Source organism: uncultured Henriciella sp. (assembly GCF_964005855.1).
In the GTDB taxonomy this organism is placed as follows: domain Bacteria; phylum Pseudomonadota; class Alphaproteobacteria; order Caulobacterales; family Hyphomonadaceae; genus Henriciella.
In genome coordinates, this window is record NZ_CAXFSW010000002.1 from 166,181 (window position 1) to 183,920 (window position 17,740).

Genomic DNA, 17,740 nt, shown 5'->3' on the forward strand with positions numbered 1-17,740 from the left:
TAGCTGTGGCAGCCCATATGGTCAAGCAGAGGGCGCATTTTGGGGGCAGCCTGACTTTGGCTTCCAACGCCTCGGCAAATCATGTACGGGGGCAAAGGCAACTGAACAGCAAAGGGGAATGCCATGGATGGTTTGCTTGGTCGCTTTTTGAGCTTCGACAAGATGATTACAGGGACAATCGTCAAGTTCCTGTATTATATCCTGCTCGTTCTCGTCATCCTTTTCGATATATACTTCGTCCTGAACAGCCTGTTCACGGGCCAGTTCGGCATGTTTATCGTCGGCCTGATTTTTCTGCCGCTGAGCGTTATCTATGTGCGCATCCTGTGTGAAATGATGATCGTCATCTTTCGCATCAGCGACAATCTTGCGGCCATCCGCGCAATGAAGGAAAAGGAAAGGGACCTTTAAGGGGCCTGTTCCGGCAGCCGCTCCGCTAACCAGAATGGAGTATAAGAGCGGTGAATATGCTCTCCAATTATTTGAGCTTCGAGAAGCCGCTGGGCGAACTGCTCACGCGGCTCCTCTTCTATCTGTTCATCATTTTCACCCTCTGGCGGGGTGTGGAGACGTTCGTCTTCTATCTCACCTATTTCGGTGAGAATTTCGGCATGGCCCTTTGGGGCGTCCTCAAGACGCCGGTCATCGTCGCCGTCCAGCTGCTGATCCTGCGCGTCTTCGCCGAATGCGTTCTGGCGGTCCTGCGCCTGGACAAGTCGCACAACTAAGTCTCAGAAAGCGTCTGCCGCTTCATCCAGCGCGGCATTGAACGCGCGCACCGCTGCGGCCGGCCCGTCCGGATGCGCCCAGACGCCCGCGCTCACGGCCAGGAAATCCGCGCCTGCCGCCGAGAGCTCCCGGGCGCGCTCGGCCGTGATCCCGCCAATCGCGACGCAGGGCAGCTCCATCACCGCCTGCCACCAGGTCAGAAGTTCGGTATCTGCGGGCACCGTATCGGCCTTGGTTTCACTGGGGAAAAAGGCTCCGAACGCGACATAGTCGGCGCCCTGCTCGCCCGCTTCCATCGCGACATGGCGTGAATTCTTGGCGGTCGCGCCGATGATCGGCTGCTTGCCAAGACGCTTGCGCGCATCCTTCACCCGCATATCCAGTGCACCAAGGTGGACCCCGTCTGCCCCGACCTTCTCGCACACATCCACGCTGTCATTGATGATGAGAGCCACATCCTGCTCGCGGCAGATCGGCAAAAGCGCGCGCGCGACAGCTTCCGTCGCCGCCTCATCGACCAGGCCGTCCGGCTTGATGCGCACCTGCAGCGAGGCAACGTCGCCGCCTTCCAGCGCGCCTTCGAATGTCTTTGCAAAGGCGGCAACGTCCGGCACGCTGGACGGAGTGATGAGATAAAGGCGGGTGCGCTCTCGCGTGATGTCGGTCATGGGCGCCTAGGTAATGGTTTCGGCGCCCCGCGCAAAGCCTGCCTAGCTGAAGTCCGGCGTAAACCGGATATTGTCCTTCTCCAGACCTTTCAGAACGACATCGAGACCACCGGACTTGATCATCCATTCCAGCCGGTGGTCACGATATTCGCGCTTGAACAGCCCGGCTTCGACCGCGCCGCTGACATCCTGCATGCCGGACACGCTGTCTACGGCCTCCTGCGCGGAGGTCGATACGCTTGTCCGGTCCATCGCCCGCTTGTGCCAGGCCTCCAGCTTGCTGCCCTTGGGCGGCGTGAAGCCGAACCCGGCAGAGCCATTGATATAGGGCACGACCGACAGGTCCCCCCAGCCAAAAGTCCCGCCATTGAACCAGTCGCGGTCGCCAAGCTCGCGTTCCAGCCACTGGTGCAGCCCGGCGACCTGTTCGCCTGCGCGCGCCGTGATCCTGTCTGCCAGCGCGCCGGTCGCGCGCTTGAAACTGTTCAGCTCCCCAAGACCCCAGTTGATCGGCTCATAATGGCAGTCCATGACATCCTCGATCAGGCGCACCCGCGCCCGGTCCAGCGGCGTGTCCGGCAGCATGGGCGGGGTCGGCCATTTGTCCTCGATATATTCAAGGATGATGGTCGAATCGAAGATGGCCGCATCGCCATCGCGCAGGAAGGGCACCTCACCGCGCGGATTACCTGTCATGAAATCGTCAGACGTCGAGCCGGTCCCGATCCCCGCAGGCAGGCGCGTCTCGAAATCGATCCCTTTCTCACGCAGCGAGATTTTCACTTTCTGCGCATAGGGCGAAAGCGGGTGTTCATAGACGATGAGCATTTGCAGCGGCCTCCAATTGTGTTGCGCACAATGGACCTTGGCTGGCCCAGCGGAAGGCAACACTATTTTGAGGCGAGGACCCGTTTTGTGCTGGCCGGAAATCGTTCAAGCGCCTCCCCAGCACGTGTCGGCCGGGGCATGAAGCCACCACCGCAATTTGGACAGGCCCCGGCATGAACCTCATCGGCGCAAGGCTCGCAAAAGGTGCACTCAAAGGAACAGATAACGGCCCCTTTCCGGTCCGCCGGCAGGTCCCGGTCACAGGTCTCACAATTGGGCCGCATCTCAAGCATACCCAAAGGCTTAGCCGCTTTTCCCGAAAAGAAAAGGCGCCACCGCGACGGTGACGCCTTCCCTGTTTGCAGAGGCTGGCACAGCTAACCGGCGCGCGAGGCCTCACAGATATTGTCGATGGAATCGCCAAGCTTGGCGTTGAAATCCTCGTCAGACTGGGCAATCGACAGCCCTTCGGTCAGGGCGCGCGAGAAACTGGCGATCATGCCGGTATTCTTGGCGAGGCGGGCACAGGCCTCCTCGCGTGAATAACCGCCCGACAGGGCCACGACGCGCATCACGCGCGGATGGTCGACCAGCGGCTTGTAGAGATTGTTCTTCTCCGGAAGGGTCAGCTTCAGCATGACCTCCTGGCCTTCTGACAGCTTGTCGAGCTCCTTGGTGATCTCTTCCAGCAGGATGTCTTCCGCTTCGGCCTTGTCGGAAATGGTGATGGTCACTTCCGGCTCGATGATGGGCACCAGGCCGTGGCCGAGGATCTGCTTGCCGACTTCGAACTGCTGCTTGACCACTTCCGCGATACCCTCGCGGGTCGCCGCGTTGATGACCGAGCGCATCTTGGTGCCGAAGATGCCCTTGGAAACAGCGCGCTCAAGCAGCGCGTCGAGATCCGGCATCGGCTTCATGACCTGAACGCCGCCCTTGTCGTCCGCAAGGCCCTTGTCGACCTTCAGGAAAGGGACGACGCCGCAGTCTTCCCAGAGATATTTCGCCGTCGGCTTGCCATCGACTTCACCGTCCATAGTTTTTTCGAAGAGGATCGCGCCCATCACTTTTTCACCGTTGAATGCCGGCGCGGTGATAATACGGGCGCGCATTTCATGGACGAGGGTGAACATCTCGTCGTCATTGGTATAGGCGCTTTCTTCGACGCCATAGAGACGCAGCGCCTTGGGTGTGGACCCGCCGGACTGGTCCAGTGCTGCGATAAAGCCGTCCTTTGTTGCGGCCTGTTTTCTCATCTCTGCATTTGCCATTTCGTGCGGTCCTCTTCCCCGTCGTGCGATCTGATCAGTTCTGGTTTTTCTTGAGCGCCTCGACACCCGGCAGCGGCTTGCCTTCCATCCATTCCAGGAAGGCGCCGCCCGCGGTCGAAACAAAGGTGAAATCGTCTGCGACACCGGCATGGTTCAGCGCCGCGACTGTGTCGCCGCCGCCGGCCACAGCGACAAGCTCGCCATCCCGGCACCGGCTGGCTGCCGCGCGCGCAGCCTCGACCGTCGCCTTGTCGAAGGGCACAGTCTCAAACGCGCCGAGCGGACCGTTCCAGACGAGCGTCTTGGCCGCATCCATGGCGATCGCAAGAATACCCACCGATTGCGGCCCGGCATCCAGGATCATCTCATTGTCGGCAACTTCACCAGTCGAGCAGATGCGATGGTCTGCATTGGCGGCGAATTCCTTCGCCACGACCACATCCTGCGGCAGGAGGATATCGCACCCGGACGCGGCCGCGTTCTTCTCTATCTCACGGCAGGTGTCGGTCAGGTCATGCTCACACAGCGACTTGCCGACAGAATGGCCGCGCGCCGCGAGGAAGGTGTTCGCCATGCCGCCGCCAATGGCGAGTGCGTCGACCTTGGAAACAAGGTTCTTCAACAGGTCGATCTTGGTCGAAACCTTCGCCCCGCCCACCACGGCAAGAACCGGGCGCTCAGGGCTGCCGAGCGCCGCTTCAAGCGCATCGAGTTCGCGCTGCATCGCCTTGCCGGCATAGGCCGGAAGGCGCCGGGCAAGCCCCTCTGTGGAGACGTGTGCCCGGTGCGCGGCAGAAAAGGCGTCATTGACGTAAACGTCGCCAAGCTTGGCCATCCCATCGGCGAGCGTGTCGTCATTCTTGGTCTCACCCGGCTTGAACCGCGTGTTCTCCAGCAGGACAACGCCGCCGCCCTGGATGGAGGCCAGGGCGTTCTCGGCCGCCTCGCCAACACAATCGGACGCAAAGCCGACCGGCGCGCCGAGGACGCCGGAGAAGGCCTCGGCCACCGGCTTCAGGCTAAGCTCTGGTTTTACCTCACCCTTGGGGCGACCAAAGTGGGCCAGAAGCGCAACCTTGGCGCCCTTATTGGTGAGATACTGAACCGTCGGCAGCGCGGCGCGCAGCCGCGTATCGTCGGTCACCTTGCCGGCATCGTCGACCGGCACGTTGAAGTCGACGCGGACGAGCGCCGTCTTCAGGGCCAGGTCCTCGATATCCTCGATCCGTCTGAAGTCGGACATGGGGACGCTCCTTGCGTGAAGGGGTGTCTAGATAAGTTTCGACATCGCGATGGCGGTATCGCTCATGCGTGTGGAGAAACCCCACTCATTGTCATACCAGGACAGGATCGACACCATATTGCCGTCCATCACCTTGGTCTGGTCCATGTGGAAGACCGACGAGTGCGGATTGTGGTTGAAGTCGATGGAGACGTTCGGCGCATCGGTATAGCCGAGCACACCCTTGAGCGGGCCATCGGCAGCCTTGCGGATCGCGTCATTGATCTCTTCGACCGTCGTGTCGCGCTTGGCGATGAATTTGAGGTCCACCACAGACACGTTCGGCGTCGGCACACGCATCGCGAAGCCATCGAGCTTGCCGTTGAGTTCCGGCAGGACGAGGCCCACAGCCTTGGCTGCGCCGGTCGAGGTCGGGATCATCGACATCGCAGCCGCACGGCCGCGATAGAGGTCCTTGTGCATGGCATCCAGCGTGGGCTGGTCGCCGGTATAGGAGTGGATCGTGGTCATGATCCCTTTCTCGATACCGATCGTGTCGTTCAGCACCTTTGCGACCGGCGAGAGGCAGTTGGTCGTGCAGGACGCGTTGGAGACGACGAGGTCCTCTTTGGTCAGCGTCTCATGGTTCACGCCATAGACGATGGTCTTGTCGGCACCTGCGGCGGGGGCGGAAACCAGAACGCGCTTGGCACCGGCCTCAAGGTGGGCAGACGCCTTTTCCTTGGAGGCGAAGATGCCCGTACACTCCATGGCGATGTCGACGTTGTTTTCCTTGTGCGGCAGCTCTTTCGGGTCACGGATCGCGGTCACCTTGAAGGACTGGCCGCCAACCTTGATCGTGTCGCCATCGACCGAAACGTCCATCGGCAGCGTGCCGTGGACCGAATCGTATTTCAGAAGGTGTGCGTTGGTCTCGACCGGCCCCAGATCATTGATCGAGACGATCTCGATATCGTCACGTCCATACTCAAGGATCGAACGCAGTACATTCCGGCCAATCCGGCCAAATCCGTTGATGGCTACACGAACTGCCATGTTGTCTTCTCCATTCCGGCAAATTTTGAGGCTAGACGCCTAGAGTTCTTGACGCCGGGGTTTAGCTGTCCAGACCGCTCGCGTCCAGCATGACCGCCCCCGGAAACCGCTTATGCCGCATGGGCAGGTGCAGAATTAGGCGCGATTTTCGCCCACCTGATCTGTCGCCGCCTGAAATCGCGCTCACTTTGCCCGCACACGGACCTTTGCGGCTGCTTCGCGGGCACGCTCCCGGGCGGTCTCGATTCGCTCTCCCCGCGCCACAACCACCCCCATCCGCCGGCGCTCATAGCTCACCGGCTTGCCGAACAGGCGAAGCTCGCTGCCCGGCACGCTGAGCGCCTCGTCCAGACCCTCGAAGACCACACCTTCAGCCTCCACCCCGCCATAGATCACCGCGCTCGCACCCGGCGTGAGGAGCGTGGTATCCACCGGCAGGCCCAGAATGGCGCGGGCATGCAGGGCAAACTCGCTCTGCGCCTGCGTGGCGAGCGTTACGAGCCCTGTATCATGCGGGCGGGGGCTGACTTCAGAGAACCAGACCTTGTCGCCCTTCACGAACATCTCCACCCCGAAAAGGCCGAGCCCGCCCAGCGCATCGGTCACCTTGCGAGCCATGTCCTCGGCCGCTTTCAGCGCCGCATCGCTCATCGGCTGGGGCTGCCAGCTCTCGACATAATCCCCATTCTCCTGCCTGTGGCCCACAGGCGCGCAGAAATGCGTACCATTGACGGCGCGCACGGTGAGAAAAGTAATCTCGAAATCAAAATCCACCGCCCCTTCGACGATGACGCGGGTCTCGCGCTTGCGGCCTGCATTGAGCGCGGTGTCCCAGGCGGCCCCTATCTCCTCTGCCGATTTCACAAAGGACTGGCCTTTCCCGGAGGATGACATGACCGGCTTCACAAAGACCGGATAGCCAATCCTGTCTGCCGCCTCTGCCAGCTCCTCGCCCGAAGAGGCAAAGGCATAGGCGCTGGTCGGCAGGCCAAGCTCCTCGGCCGCCAGCCGCCTTATGCCTTCGCGGTTCATGGTGAGCTGCGTTGCCCGCGCCGTTGGAATAACGGTCGCAAGCCCCTCCGCTTCGATCTTCGCAAGTTCGTCCGTGGCAATCGCCTCGATTTCGGGCACGATGAAATGCGGCTTCTCGTCCTCAACCACTTTCCGGAGCGCGGTACGGTCGGTCATGTCGAACACCGCTGAGCGATGCGCCACCTGCATGGCCGGCGCGTCGGCATAGCGGTCGCAGGCCACGACTTCGACGCCGAGGCGCATCAGCTCGATGACAACTTCCTTCCCAAGCTCCCCGGAACCCAGAAACATGATCCTGGTCGCAGATGGCGAAAGCGGTGTTCCAATAGAGGTCATGGGCGCGGCGTCTCCTCTGGAGTCTCGAACAGGCTGATCCCCTCGCCGCGCGAAATCCGCACCAGCATATAGGCCAGAAGCCCCACCGGCCCGAACAGGAAGCTCGCCAGAATACAGGGCGCGGCCGCGAGGTGCGGAATGGCGCGGCGCCGCGAATCGCGCCCGATCCAGGCTCCGACAAAAAGATCGAAAACCAGATAGTGCGACCAGCCAACGATGACGCCATTTGGATGATCGAACAGCGCCGAAACCGCCGCAATCGACCCCATGCCAACACCTTCGGCCGACTGGCCGAAGAAAATCGAGGCGATCAGGCAGATCGTATAAAGCGAACCATAGGCCAGCGGATAAATGCCCGAATGCACGGCGATCGCAGTTGTCCGCCAGCCCGGCGCCAGCAAAAGCAGCAGCCACGCCGGAATCACCAGCGCGTTGATCAGCATGTAAAGCAGGTTCCAGTCCATCTCCGTCTCCCCCAGCCTGTTTTCACAGACCTAGATCAGTTTGGACCCCTGCTCCACCCGAATTCCGGACGGCGACCCTCTCAGGAAACGAGCGACCTTGCCATCTCTGCCACCGCTTCCGGTGTGATGCCGAAGCGCTCATAGAGGTCCTGATAGGGGGCGCTGGCGCCGAAGCTGTCCATGCCGACAAAGCCGCCGCGCGCGCCGATCCAGCGGTCCCAGCCAAAGCGGACCCCGGCTTCGACCACCACTCGCGGCAGGTCCTTGCCCAGCGTCTCTTCCTGATAGGCAGGTGTCTGCTCGGCGAACAGCTCCATGCACGGCATGGACACCACGCGCGCGCTGATCCCCGCCTCGCGCAGCATCTCCTGCGCCTGCACGGCGATATCGACCTCGGAGCCCGTCGCGATGAGGACAATCTTTTCCTCGCCATCGCCGGAAGAGAGGACATAGCCGCCCTTGGCCGACAGGTTCTCGTCGGTATGCGCCTTGCGCACGCTGCCAACCGTCTGACGGGTAAGCGCCATGGTCGACGGGCCATCTGTCTTCTTCAGCGCCAGTTCCCAGCATTCGGCCGTTTCGACGCCGTCCGCAGGGCGGAAGACATGCATGTTCGGCATGGCCCGCAGGCTGGCGACATGCTCGACCGGCTGGTGGGTCGGGCCGTCTTCGCCAAGACCGATGGAATCATGGGTCATCACATGGATGACCCGTTCACCCATCAGCGCGCCAAGACGGATCGCCGCGCGCGAATAGTCGGCAAAGACGAGGAAGGTGCCAGAATAAGGGATGATGCCCTTGTGCAGGGCCATACCGTTCATCGCGGCTGCCATGCCATGCTCGCGCACGCCATAATGGATATAGCGCCCGCCCCAATTGTCCGGCGTCATCGGCTCCTGGCATTTCGCCTTTGTATTGTTGGAGCCCGACAGGTCAGCCGAGCCGCCAATCATTTCCGGGATGGAGGCGGTGAGTTTCTCAAGCACCGCGCCTGACCATTTGCGGGTCGCATCATCCTTGCCGCTGTCGACGACATCCTGTTTGTGGGCGCGGACGATGGCTTCAATATCGCCAAGCTCACCCGCCATGGCCGCATCGAACGCACCCTTTTTGGCGGAGGCGTCCCGGCGCTTTTTCCATTCGCCATGCTGGCTCGCGGCATGCGCGCCTTCGCGCTTCCAGGCGTCGGCAATCTCGTCCGGCACCATGAAGGGCTCATGATCCCAGCCGATATTCTTGCGGATGCCGGCAATCTCATCCGCGCCATAGGGGCCGCCATGCGCCTTGCCGGTACCGGCAATGGTCGGGGCGCCATAGCCGATGATCGTCTTGCAGGCGATCATGACCGGCTTGTCCTGGCTCTGCGCCCAGCTGAGGGCCTCATGGATCTCTTCGGTATTGTGCCCGTCGATGCGCCTGGTGATCCAGCCGGCCGCCTCGAACCGCATGCACTGGTCGGTCGAATCGGCAAGATCCGTCCCGCCATCAATGGTCACGGCATTGTCGTCGAACAGGACGACCAGTTTGTTCAGCTTCATATGGCCAGCCAGCGTGATCGCTTCCTGGCTGATACCTTCCATGAGGCAGCCATCGCCCGCGATGACCCAGGTCTTGTGGTCGACCAGGTCGTCGCCAAAGCGCGCATTGAGGTGGCGTTCGGCAATCGCCATGCCGACAGCCGTCGCAATGCCCTGCCCAAGCGGGCCGGTGGTCGTCTCAACGCCCCGTGTCACGAAATTCTCCGGGTGGCCCGGAGTCTTGCCGCCCAGCTGGCGGAAATTGCGGATATCGTCGCGGCTGACACTATCATAGCCCGTCAGATGCAGGAGAGAGTAGATCAGCATCGAGCCGTGGCCCGCCGACAGGACGAAGCGGTCGCGGTCAGGCCAGAAGGGATCGGCCGGATCATGTTTCAGGTAACGGGTCCACAAAATGGTCGCGACATCCGCCATGCCCAGTGGAAGACCGACATGCCCGGACTTCGCCTGCTCCACCGCGTCCATGGAAAGCGCGCGGATGGCATTGGCCATATCCTTGTGTTCAACCGCCATAATACACCCTCATGATTTTGCGAAACGCTTTGGACGTTGCCGGGCTTGGCTGTCAACCAGCTTGGCACGCAGGGCTGCATCCTGCTATCGGAAATTGTGATGGATAAATTTCAATCAGCCAGCCAGGAACTCGACGACGCCCTCTCACGTCTTGAAGATGCACTTGAGGGGCTTTTCGAGACCGCAGGCGACCCCGGCCTTGCACGCCGGGAACTCGCCGCCATGGTCGCCGACCGGGCTCGGCTTGCTGAAGATCTCGACGCCTCCATGGCGCGCGAGAAACAGTTGCAGGCCCTCGCGGATGAGGCGTCTGCAGCGCTGGGATCTGCCATCGAAGAAGTGCGCGCCGCGCTGAACCGCGAGAAGGAAGCCTGATGGCCAAGGCCGATATCACCATACAGGGCAAGCTCTATTCGGTCGCCTGCGCGCCCGGCCAGGAAGCACGTCTGGTCGATCTCTCAAAGGATCTCGATGTGCGCGTGCGCCAGATCGCCGAGGCCGTGGGCGATATCGGTGAGGAGAAACTTCTGCTGATCGCCGCGCTCGCGCTGCTTGATGAGCTCGATGAAGCAAAATCGGCCACGCCCGCCATTGCGGGGGCTGACAGGGCCGCTGCTGCCATTGGCGATGCTGCCGCACGGATCCGGGCCCTCGCGGAACGCATTGAGGCCGGCCAGTGACGCAATCGCGCGACCTCAGCGTTCTCATCCCATTCTACAACGAAGCCGGAAATGTCCTGCCGCTGCTCGACGAAATTCACGGCGCGCTTGCCGGGATCGACTATGAAATTGTCTGCGTGAACGATTGCTCCGCCGACACCACAGCGGCTGAGCTTGAAGAGGCAAGAACCGCCCACCCGGACCGCGTTATCGTGCGCACCCATGTCGTGCGGGCCGGCAAGTCCGCAGCGCTCATGACAGGCCTGCGTGAGGTGAACGGACGCTGGACCCAGCTTCTGGACGGCGACGGCCAGAACGATATCGCCGACACAAAACGCCTCTGGGCCGAGATTGTCGCGCCGGGCCATACCGGCCGGCTCGGCCTCATCGCGGGCAAGCGCAACAGCCGCAATGATAGCGGCTTCAAATGGCTGCAGTCGCGTGTCGCCAATGGCGTTCGGCGCTTCATGCTGCGCGATGACGCCACCGATACAGGCTGCGGCTGGAAGCTGATGCGGACCGATGCCTTCCGCGAACTTCCCTATTTCGCCTCGATGCACCGCTTTCTTCCCGCCCTCATGAAACGGGCCGGATGGGAGGTGCGCGAAGAGCGGGTGAATGACCGGCGCCGCTGGCATGGCAGCTCGAAATACGGCTTTCTAGGACGTCTCGGGGCCGGGACCGGCGACCTGGTCGGCATGTTCTGGCTGGTGCGCCGCGGCCAGCCCGGCATCGCTGCCGAATGGAATGACCCGCGCGCGCCCTTCTACATGAAAGAAGCTCAGCCGAGCGAGGCGAAGAAGTCCTCATAGAGGCCTGCGGCGTCCTCTTCGAGAAAGCCTGTCTCGACCTCAATTCCCGCGGCCTCTATGGCCGCCTTGCCGCCCGCCCCCTTGGGGTGACGGTCCATGACCGCGATGAACACCTTGCTGATGCCCGCATCGATCAGACGGGAAGAACAGGCCGCTTCCCCCGTCGACCGCTCAAGGCAGGGCTCCAGCGTGACATAGGCAGTCGTGCCAGGCGGCAGCTTTCCTTCGATCGCGGTAAGCGCCAGCTGCTCGGCATGCGGACGCCCGCCATCGCCGGTCGCGCCCTCTGACAGGCGTTTGCCGGCCGCAGAGACGAGCACGCAGCCCACAGCCGGGTTCGCCCCGGTCCGACCATGCTGGGCCCGGGCAAGTTCAATCGCCCGGCGCATGAAACTTGTGTGCTCAGCGCTCATTCGAATACCACCGTCCGCAGTCCGTTCAGGAAAACCCGCCCTTCTGCATGTGCCGTAACCGCGCGCGAGAGGACACGCGCTTCAATGTCGCGGCCGATTTCCGCCATGCGCTGCGGCGTCATACGGTGATCGACCGGGGAGACATCCTGCGCAATGATCGGCCCCTCATCGAGATCGGCGGTGACATAGTGCGCCGACGCGCCGATCAGCTTCACCCCGCGCCGGTGGGCCTGATGATAGGGCCGCGCGCCCTTGAAGCTCGGCAGGAAGGAGTGATGGATATTGATACACCGCCCTTCCAGCGCGCGTGACAGATCATCGGACAGGACCTGCATATAGCGGGCAAGCACAACGAAATCGCTCTGCGTTGCCTCGACAAGGCCCAGAAGGCGCGCCTCGGCCTCCTGCTTTGTCTCCGGGGTGACGGGCACATGATGGAAATCAAGCTCATGGCGCTCGGCCAGCCAGCGCGCATCCTCATGGTTTGAAACGACAGCGCTCACCTCGGCGCCAAGCTGGCCGCGTCTGTGACGGTAGAGCAGGTCGTTCAGGCAATGATCGCCTTTCGACACCATGATCAGCGCACGCGGCTGGTCTGCCTTCCGGCGCAGTGTCCAGTCGATCTGACGTTTCTGCGCCAGCGTTCCGAACCCAGCCTCGAATCCTTCCCGGGAAAAATCGTCCGGCGTCTCAAACTCGACCCAGACGAAAAAACGCCGCGTTTCGCTGTCGCCAAAGTCCTGGCTCTCCACGACGTTCAGACCCGCCGCCGCGAGGAAGCCCGCAATATCGGCCAGAATGCCGATTGCGTCGGGCGCGGCGGCCCGCAGGATATAACGCTGCTGAGGCATTTTACGGCCTAAGGCAGGGCCGGCAGATCGGTGGCCCGTGCGCCGTCGAGATATTTCGCCGATGTCGGCTTCAGCCCGTCGCCAAGCTCGATCAGGAGCGGATTGCCCGTCGGGATCTCCACACCGGTGATCTTGTCGTCCTCGACCTGGAAGAGGTGTTTCACCAAGGCACGCAGGGAATTGCCATGCGCGGCGATGACGATGTCGGCGCCATGGCGAAGGCGCGCGGCAATCGTCTCGTGCCAATAGGGCAGCACCCGCTCCAGGGTCAGTTTAAGGCTTTCCGTCGCCGGAATGTCGATACCGGCATAGCGCGGATCTTTCGACATGTCGTACTTGCTGCCAGCCTCCATGGGCGGCGGCGGCGTGTCATAGGAACGGCGCCAGATATGGACCTGGTCTTCGCCATGCTTCTCGGCAGTCTCTTTCTTGTCGAGGCCGGTCAGGCCGCCATAGTGGCGCTCATTGAGCCGCCAGCTCTTTTCCACCGGCAGCCAGACACGATCCATCTCGGTCAATGCGATCCACAGCGTGCGGATGGCGCGGGTCTGCATGCTGGTAAAGGCCTGCTGCGGCTCGAAACCGACATCCTTCAGCAGCTCGCCGGCCTGCTTCGCCTCAGCCTCGCCCTTGGCGGTCAGGTCCGCGTCCCACCATCCGGTAAACCGGTTCTCGAGATTCCACTGGCTCTGTCCGTGCCGGATAAGGGCGAGTTTGGGCATGTGCGGCATTCCTGTTGCAAGCGGTGTGTAGGTGTCACGGGGAGGTTTAAGCTCAGACGCCGGTTACGCGCAACAGCTCGCAAAACGCCAGCACGACGTGATAGCCGCTTGAAGCGGGCATCGTGTCAGCCGCCACCTGCCCGTCGGCATGGTAGGCATCGATCCATCCGCCTTCGGGGGTGAGATACTCATCCATCAGCACATCGAAACACTCGACGGCGCGCGCGTCGCAATGCTCGTCGGCGTCCAGCTCCAGCATCGCGAGGTGGGCCTTGAGCGCCTCTGTCTGCATCCAGAGCCGCCGGGAGCCGTCGACAATCTCACCCTCGCGCGTGGCCTTGGCAAAGACACGCCCCTCTGCGTCCAGCGTGCGAAGCCCGAAATCATAGAGCCGGCCAATTGCGGGGTTAAGGTCGCGGCCCGACACATCGGCATAGGATTTCAGCAGCCACACCCATTCGAACTGATGGCCGGGCTCGACATAGAGCCCCGCCTTCGACGTCTCCGGCGCCCAGCCCGCCTGAAACGTCTCTGCGATCGTGCCGCTGGTCTGGTCGAGCATCTTCTCGTCGAACAGTTTCACCAGCGCGCGGGCCCGGTCCAGATGATCGCGCTTTTCCTCAATGGCGTAGAGGGCCAGACTTGCTTCCAGAAGATGCATATGCGGGTTCTGCAGGCGCTTGTCGCCGTGCGGCAGCGTCTCGAAGAACCCGCCGCCCCGTACGTCTTCCATCTTCGCATCGAGGTCTGCGGCCAGCTGGCGTGCATAGGCGCCGGCCGTCTCATGGCCAGCCTGCGCGGCATGGGCGAGCGCGAAGAGCGCGAAGGCGATATCATAAAGGTCGGCCGTGTCCTCGCTCAGCCCGCTTCCGTCCGGCGAAATCCGCCGCCCCGTCAACCCGTCCGGCCGGCGGGCCGACTTGGCCAGCGCCTCAACGCCATAATTGATCAGCCGGTCGGCCCGGTCAGCCTCCCAGCCAAGACGCTTTGCCTGCGTGAACACATAGGTCTGGCGCGCCTGGACGCGGGCGCGGACCGTGTCGCTGTCAATCGGCCGGTGGGTGATGTCCAGCGCTTCGCGGAACAGATTGCCCCCCTGCACACCCTCGCGGCTCCACAGGTCGAAACACTGATCCAGCATCCATTCGCGGGCCTCGCGCGCCCGCCGGGCAAGGGCTGTCGATGTCATGTCACCCTCCGTGCAGAACGCGCCTTCGCCAAGAGCTGTCGGCTGCCAGCTTGCTATCAACTGCCCAACGTGTTTTCCAGCTTCCAGAGACCACATTTTTCGCGTCCACGCTTCCAGGGCCTGCCACCAACGTCATGACAGATCGCGTTTTCTTCCCCAGCGCCCTCGCCGCAGCCGTGCTTCTGGTTGCCATCGCCCTCCTGCCCGGTCTGGGTGCGCTGCCGACAGGACCGGTCAGCGGCGGCAATACCGACTATCAGCGCATCACGGTCAGCGGCGACCAGCTCAACCGCTTCGTGGCGGGCGGCGATGCAGACATCTCGCTCGAACGTATCGACGGCCAGACCGTGCTTCGTGTCGCAGTCACCCATGACGTGCTCAGCGAAGCCCCGCTACAAGGCCCTCATTTCGTGCTGGACCGCGACCTTGAAACCGTCTTTGCCGGTCGCGAGCTGAAGGTCACGATCCGCGTGCGCGCCGCAGAGGAATATGGCGCAGAGGAGATGCGGGTTAACTATGTTGTCAACAATGACGACGAATCCGGCTGGCAGATCCTGCCGGTGACGCGCCAGTTCGAGGACACCAGCTTCACCTATACACTGCCGCCCCGCGCCGATGACGAAGCCCGTTATGACTATCTCGCCATCCGGCCAGTGGTCCCGGAGAAACAGCGCGCCCTCCTCATTTCCTCGGTGACCTTCGAACCGCTCGGACCGCCGCAGGGCGCCGGCGGCTGACAGGCGAACTCGGCCGGACCCTAAGTCCTGAAAATTGGCTGCAATCCTTACCACAAGGTGGACGTCTGTTAAGGATACAGTCACCCGCCTCATGCCATGACCGGTCTGTCATGCGCATACCTCTTCACCGTCTCCTTGTCCTCCCGCTCGCAGGCTGTCTCGCCGCCGCAGCGCCGCGCGAATATTCGCGCGAGGAACTGGCCGCCCTCGAAGCCCAGCGCCAGGCCGCCGTGCGCCAGCTGGAAGCGCTCGAAAATGCCGAAGCCACCAGCGGGCGCGATGTCACCGAACTTGAGCGCCAGCTCATCTCCGCCGCACTCGAGAGCCGCAGACGCGAGGAGAAGGCAGCCGCTTCGGAGCTGAAACTCATCGACCTGGAGACACGCCGCACCTCTGCCCGCGAAGCGCTGATCGAGGGCAATGAAAACCTTGAAGACATCATGGCCAACCTTGCGGTCTCCGGCCGTCACCGCCCGCCCGCTCTGGTCGCATCTCCCAAGGAAGCCAATGCCGCCATCCGGGCCGCCATCGTGATGAGCGGCGTGGCGCCAGAGATCAATGCCCGCACCGAACAGCTCACCGAAGAGATCAGCCAGTTGCAGGCGCTTGAACAATCGGTGCGCGAGGAACAGGCCCGCCTCGCAGAGGCCGAGGAACGCCTGGAAGCCAAGCAGGCCGAGATCGAGACCCTCGTCGCCGCCAAGCGCGCTCAGTATGAAAGCGTCTCGGGAGAGGCTGAAGCCCTGCGGGCCCGCGTGCGCAAGATCGCCGGCGAGGCAGAAACCCTGCGCGACCTGCTCACCGCCCTGGAATCCTCGGCGCCGCGTGCGCCGGCCATCAAGCCGCGCGCCCAGATCCAGGTCGCCGCCGCGCGCACCTCGAACGCCATTACGGACGCCCCGTCCAACCCATCACGCGCCGCCATTTCCAATCTGCGTCCGCTGGGCCGCGAGGCACTGGGCGGGCTGATGCAGCCTGTCTCCGGGCTCGTCTCCCGCAGCTGGGGCGATGACTTGCCGGGGGGCGAAACGGCGAAGGGTCTCTACATCCAGCCACGCTCGAACGCCGACATTGTCGCGCCCGTGGACGGCACAATCGAATATGCCGAAGCCTTCCGAAGCTACGGTCAGCTCTTGATCATTTCGACAAGTGATGGATACCATATCCTGCTAAGCGGTATGGACCGTATTTACGGCACCCCCGGACAGACTGTCCGCGCCGGCGAACCGGTGGGACGCATGTCGGGACGTGAAAACCCGCCGCCTGAACTCTATCTTGAAGTCAGGCGGGAAGGTGTGCCGATGAATCCGGCCCGCTGGATGCAAGGCGGATAAGCCGCCACAGGAGAATGATGACCATGAGAGCAATGCTTACGGGGGCTGCAATCGGTGTCGTGATGGGCGGAGTCGCGGTTGGCGTGTCCGCTGTGGCCTGGCCCGAAAGCACAACTGCATCCGACAGCCGCGCCGAGACCTATCGCCAGCTCGACCTGTTTGCAGAAGTTCTCGCCCGCGCCCGCGCCGACTACGTCACCGAAATCGACGAAGCCAAAGCCATGGAAGCGGCCATTAACGGCATGCTCGGCTCGCTTGACCCCCACTCTTCCTATCTCTCGGCCGAAGACTTCCAGTCCATGCAGGTGCAGACCTCCGGCCAGTATGGCGGCCTCGGCATCGAAGTGCAGATGGAAGAAGGCTTCGTGAAAGTCATCACCCCAATGGACGACACCCCGGCCAGCCGCGCGGGCCTGAAGAGCGGCGATCTGCTCACCGCCATCAATGGCAAGCCGATCGTTGGCCTCAATATCGACGACGCCGTCGAGGACATGCGCGGCCCGCCCGGCTCTGAGATCATCGTCACGGTGATGCGCGACGGCGAAGACCCGTTCGACGTCACCATGGAGCGTGAAGTCATCCGGCCGAAATCGGTCAACTGGAAGACTATTGACGACGATATCCTCTATCTGCGGATCTCGACCTTCAATGAGCGCACGACCGATCTGCTTGAAGACGCCATCGAAGAAGGCTCTCAGGCGATTGACGGGCGCCCCGATGGCATCGTCCTCGACCTGCGCAACAATGGCGGCGGCCTGCTCGACCAGGCGATCTCCGTCACGGACAAGTTCCTCTCCGGCGGTGAGGTCGTTTCCACGATCGGCCGCCGGCCAAGCGATATTGCCCGCTACAATGCCCGCTCCGGTGAGGTCTTCCAGAATGTGCCCATCCTTGTGCTGATCAATAATGGCACCGCCTCGGCCTCGGAAATCGTCGCCGGCGCCCTGCAGGACCGTGGCCGCGCCACGGTGCTCGGCACGACCAGCTTCGGCAAGGGCTCGGTCCAGACCGTTATCCCGCTTGGCACCGACCGGGGCGCGATCCGCCTGACCACATCGCGTTATTACACCCCGTCGGGCCGCTCGATCCAGGCGACCGGCATCGTTCCGGACATGGAAGTCGCCCAGACCCGTGTCAGCGAAGAAGAGCTGGAGCGTATCCGCCGCTTCTCCGAAGCCGACCTGCCCAACGCCCTTACCAATGAGGACGGCGTTGAGCGTGAAATCCCGCACCTGCCGGATGAGCAGCCGCCGGAAGACTATGAAGGCGACGACTATCAGCTCGACCGGGCGGTTGAGGTGCTGCGCGGTGGCCAGATGAGCGCGGCGGAAACACAGCAGGCGGGTTAACCGATATTTGCGTTGTC

Annotated in this window: 21 protein-coding genes; 8 read left to right on the forward strand and 13 right to left on the reverse strand. The window is 62.6% G+C overall.

Features of this window, described 5'->3' with window-relative positions; translation table 11 throughout:
• Positions 1–123: 123 nt before the first annotated feature.
• Complete coding sequence (locus ABNU55_RS03885) at positions 124–411, forward strand: DUF4282 domain-containing protein (protein WP_290748065.1); 288 nt, start codon at positions 124–126, stop codon at positions 409–411.
• Between the two features lie 56 nt (positions 412–467).
• Positions 468–728 carry a hypothetical protein gene (locus ABNU55_RS03890; protein WP_290748062.1) on the forward strand — a complete coding sequence of 87 codons (261 nt, stop codon included), beginning with the start codon at positions 468–470 and terminating at the stop codon, positions 726–728.
• Between the two features lie 3 nt (positions 729–731).
• Here ABNU55_RS03890 and thiE read toward each other — a convergent pair whose 3' ends face one another.
• The 9 genes from thiE to tkt all read right to left on the reverse strand — a co-directional run bounded on the left by thiE (position 732) and on the right by tkt (position 9,657).
• A complete protein-coding gene (thiE, locus tag ABNU55_RS03895) occupies positions 732–1,397 on the reverse strand; it encodes a thiamine phosphate synthase (RefSeq protein ID WP_290748059.1) in 666 nt (221 codons plus the stop codon).
• A gap of 42 nt (positions 1,398–1,439) precedes the next feature.
• Positions 1,440–2,225 (reverse strand): glutathione S-transferase family protein, encoded by a 786-nt coding sequence (locus ABNU55_RS03900; RefSeq protein WP_290748057.1) that lies wholly within the window; start codon positions 2,223–2,225, stop codon positions 1,440–1,442.
• Positions 2,226–2,287: 62 nt separating this feature from the next.
• Entirely contained in the window at positions 2,288–2,518 is a 231-nt protein-coding gene (locus tag ABNU55_RS03905; RefSeq protein WP_348764235.1) for a DUF1272 domain-containing protein, read from the reverse strand.
• Positions 2,519–2,602: 84 nt separating this feature from the next.
• Positions 2,603–3,496: a fructose bisphosphate aldolase gene (locus tag ABNU55_RS03910; protein ID WP_290748054.1), complete on the reverse strand. Its 894-nt coding sequence runs from the start codon at positions 3,494–3,496 to the stop codon at positions 2,603–2,605.
• A 34-nt stretch (positions 3,497–3,530) separates the two neighbouring features.
• Positions 3,531–4,739 (reverse strand): phosphoglycerate kinase, encoded by a 1,209-nt coding sequence (locus ABNU55_RS03915; RefSeq protein WP_290748051.1) that lies wholly within the window; start codon positions 4,737–4,739, stop codon positions 3,531–3,533.
• Positions 4,740–4,766: 27 nt separating this feature from the next.
• Positions 4,767–5,774 carry a type I glyceraldehyde-3-phosphate dehydrogenase gene (gene gap / locus ABNU55_RS03920; protein WP_290748049.1) on the reverse strand — a complete coding sequence of 336 codons (1,008 nt, stop codon included), beginning with the start codon at positions 5,772–5,774 and terminating at the stop codon, positions 4,767–4,769.
• 183 nt (positions 5,775–5,957) lie between these two features.
• Entirely contained in the window at positions 5,958–7,142 is a 1,185-nt protein-coding gene (purT, locus tag ABNU55_RS03925) for a formate-dependent phosphoribosylglycinamide formyltransferase (RefSeq protein WP_290748047.1), read from the reverse strand.
• Positions 7,139–7,606 (reverse strand): ABA4-like family protein, encoded by a 468-nt coding sequence (locus ABNU55_RS03930; RefSeq protein WP_290748045.1) that lies wholly within the window; start codon positions 7,604–7,606, stop codon positions 7,139–7,141. Before ABNU55_RS03930 ends, purT begins: the two co-directional genes overlap by 4 nt.
• An 80-nt stretch (positions 7,607–7,686) precedes the next feature.
• Positions 7,687–9,657, reverse strand: coding sequence for a transketolase (gene tkt / locus ABNU55_RS03935; RefSeq protein WP_290748042.1), 1,971 nt, complete (start codon positions 9,655–9,657; stop codon positions 7,687–7,689).
• Between the two features lie 99 nt (positions 9,658–9,756).
• Here tkt and ABNU55_RS03940 point away from each other — a divergent pair, with 99 nt between their 5' ends.
• From ABNU55_RS03940 to ABNU55_RS03950, 3 genes are read left to right on the forward strand one after another with little or no spacing between them, the layout of a single operon-like run.
• Positions 9,757–10,032, forward strand: a complete 276-nt coding sequence (locus tag ABNU55_RS03940; protein WP_290748039.1) for a DUF4164 family protein — start codon at positions 9,757–9,759, stop codon at positions 10,030–10,032.
• Positions 10,032–10,337 carry a cell division protein ZapA gene (gene zapA / locus ABNU55_RS03945; protein WP_290748037.1) on the forward strand — a complete coding sequence of 102 codons (306 nt, stop codon included), beginning with the start codon at positions 10,032–10,034 and terminating at the stop codon, positions 10,335–10,337. Before ABNU55_RS03940 ends, zapA begins: the two co-directional genes overlap by 1 nt.
• Positions 10,334–11,128, forward strand: a complete 795-nt coding sequence (locus ABNU55_RS03950; protein WP_290748035.1) for a glycosyltransferase family 2 protein — start codon at positions 10,334–10,336, stop codon at positions 11,126–11,128. The genes zapA and ABNU55_RS03950 overlap by 4 nt, the downstream gene beginning before the upstream one ends.
• On the opposite strand, the gene ABNU55_RS03955 is transcribed toward ABNU55_RS03950, so the two are convergent.
• The 4 genes from ABNU55_RS03955 to ABNU55_RS03970 are packed head-to-tail and all read right to left on the reverse strand — an operon-like array spanning position 11,098 to position 14,303.
• Positions 11,098–11,541 (reverse strand): riboflavin biosynthesis protein RibD, encoded by a 444-nt coding sequence (locus ABNU55_RS03955; RefSeq protein ID WP_290748033.1) that lies wholly within the window; start codon positions 11,539–11,541, stop codon positions 11,098–11,100. The genes ABNU55_RS03950 and ABNU55_RS03955 overlap by 31 nt on opposite strands.
• On the reverse strand, positions 11,538–12,392 hold the full coding sequence (gene purU / locus ABNU55_RS03960) for a formyltetrahydrofolate deformylase (RefSeq protein ID WP_290748031.1): 855 nt from the start codon (positions 12,390–12,392) through the stop codon (positions 11,538–11,540). The genes ABNU55_RS03955 and purU overlap by 4 nt, the downstream gene beginning before the upstream one ends.
• Before the next feature lie 8 nt (positions 12,393–12,400).
• Positions 12,401–13,114, reverse strand: coding sequence for a 2,3-diphosphoglycerate-dependent phosphoglycerate mutase (gpmA, locus tag ABNU55_RS03965; RefSeq protein WP_290748029.1), 714 nt, complete (start codon positions 13,112–13,114; stop codon positions 12,401–12,403).
• 52 nt (positions 13,115–13,166) lie between these two features.
• Positions 13,167–14,303 (reverse strand): AGE family epimerase/isomerase, encoded by a 1,137-nt coding sequence (locus ABNU55_RS03970; protein ID WP_290748027.1) that lies wholly within the window; start codon positions 14,301–14,303, stop codon positions 13,167–13,169.
• A 134-nt stretch (positions 14,304–14,437) separates the two neighbouring features.
• Here ABNU55_RS03970 and ABNU55_RS03975 point away from each other — a divergent pair, with 134 nt between their 5' ends.
• The 3 genes from ABNU55_RS03975 (at position 14,438) to ABNU55_RS03985 (ending at position 17,723) form a co-directional block, all read left to right on the forward strand.
• Positions 14,438–15,040 carry a hypothetical protein gene (locus ABNU55_RS03975; protein ID WP_290748024.1) on the forward strand — a complete coding sequence of 201 codons (603 nt, stop codon included), beginning with the start codon at positions 14,438–14,440 and terminating at the stop codon, positions 15,038–15,040.
• Between the two features lie 110 nt (positions 15,041–15,150).
• Positions 15,151–16,374 carry a peptidoglycan DD-metalloendopeptidase family protein gene (locus ABNU55_RS03980; protein WP_290748021.1) on the forward strand — a complete coding sequence of 408 codons (1,224 nt, stop codon included), beginning with the start codon at positions 15,151–15,153 and terminating at the stop codon, positions 16,372–16,374.
• Positions 16,375–16,397: 23 nt separating this feature from the next.
• On the forward strand, positions 16,398–17,723 hold the full coding sequence (locus ABNU55_RS03985; protein WP_290748016.1) for a S41 family peptidase: 1,326 nt from the start codon (positions 16,398–16,400) through the stop codon (positions 17,721–17,723).
• Positions 17,724–17,740: the final 17 nt, after the last annotated feature.

Excerpts from the sequence above, each read along its gene's own strand:
- ABNU55_RS03885 (WP_290748065.1), top strand. The coding sequence starts at position 124 with ATGGATGGTTTGCTTGGTCGCTTTTTGAGCTTCGACAAGATGATTACA.
- ABNU55_RS03890 (WP_290748062.1), top strand. The coding sequence starts at position 468 with ATGCTCTCCAATTATTTGAGCTTCGAGAAGCCGCTGGGCGAACTGCTC.
- thiE (WP_290748059.1), bottom strand. The coding sequence starts at position 1,397 with ATGACCGACATCACGCGAGAGCGCACCCGCCTTTATCTCATCACTCCG.
- ABNU55_RS03900 (WP_290748057.1), bottom strand. The coding sequence starts at position 2,225 with ATGCTCATCGTCTATGAACACCCGCTTTCGCCCTATGCGCAGAAAGTG.
- ABNU55_RS03905 (WP_348764235.1), bottom strand. The coding sequence starts at position 2,518 with ATGCTTGAGATGCGGCCCAATTGTGAGACCTGTGACCGGGACCTGCCG.
- ABNU55_RS03910 (WP_290748054.1), bottom strand. The coding sequence starts at position 3,496 with ATGGCAAATGCAGAGATGAGAAAACAGGCCGCAACAAAGGACGGCTTT.
- ABNU55_RS03915 (WP_290748051.1), bottom strand. The coding sequence starts at position 4,739 with ATGTCCGACTTCAGACGGATCGAGGATATCGAGGACCTGGCCCTGAAG.
- gap (WP_290748049.1), bottom strand. The coding sequence starts at position 5,774 with ATGGCAGTTCGTGTAGCCATCAACGGATTTGGCCGGATTGGCCGGAAT.
- purT (WP_290748047.1), bottom strand. The coding sequence starts at position 7,142 with ATGACCTCTATTGGAACACCGCTTTCGCCATCTGCGACCAGGATCATG.
- ABNU55_RS03930 (WP_290748045.1), bottom strand. The coding sequence starts at position 7,606 with ATGGACTGGAACCTGCTTTACATGCTGATCAACGCGCTGGTGATTCCG.
- tkt (WP_290748042.1), bottom strand. The coding sequence starts at position 9,657 with ATGGCGGTTGAACACAAGGATATGGCCAATGCCATCCGCGCGCTTTCC.
- ABNU55_RS03940 (WP_290748039.1), top strand. The coding sequence starts at position 9,757 with ATGGATAAATTTCAATCAGCCAGCCAGGAACTCGACGACGCCCTCTCA.
- zapA (WP_290748037.1), top strand. The coding sequence starts at position 10,032 with ATGGCCAAGGCCGATATCACCATACAGGGCAAGCTCTATTCGGTCGCC.
- ABNU55_RS03955 (WP_290748033.1), bottom strand. The coding sequence starts at position 11,541 with ATGAGCGCTGAGCACACAAGTTTCATGCGCCGGGCGATTGAACTTGCC.
- purU (WP_290748031.1), bottom strand. The coding sequence starts at position 12,392 with ATGCCTCAGCAGCGTTATATCCTGCGGGCCGCCGCGCCCGACGCAATC.
- gpmA (WP_290748029.1), bottom strand. The coding sequence starts at position 13,114 with ATGCCCAAACTCGCCCTTATCCGGCACGGACAGAGCCAGTGGAATCTC.
- ABNU55_RS03970 (WP_290748027.1), bottom strand. The coding sequence starts at position 14,303 with ATGACATCGACAGCCCTTGCCCGGCGGGCGCGCGAGGCCCGCGAATGG.
- ABNU55_RS03975 (WP_290748024.1), top strand. The coding sequence starts at position 14,438 with ATGACAGATCGCGTTTTCTTCCCCAGCGCCCTCGCCGCAGCCGTGCTT.
- ABNU55_RS03980 (WP_290748021.1), top strand. The coding sequence starts at position 15,151 with ATGCGCATACCTCTTCACCGTCTCCTTGTCCTCCCGCTCGCAGGCTGT.
- ABNU55_RS03985 (WP_290748016.1), top strand. The coding sequence starts at position 16,398 with ATGAGAGCAATGCTTACGGGGGCTGCAATCGGTGTCGTGATGGGCGGA.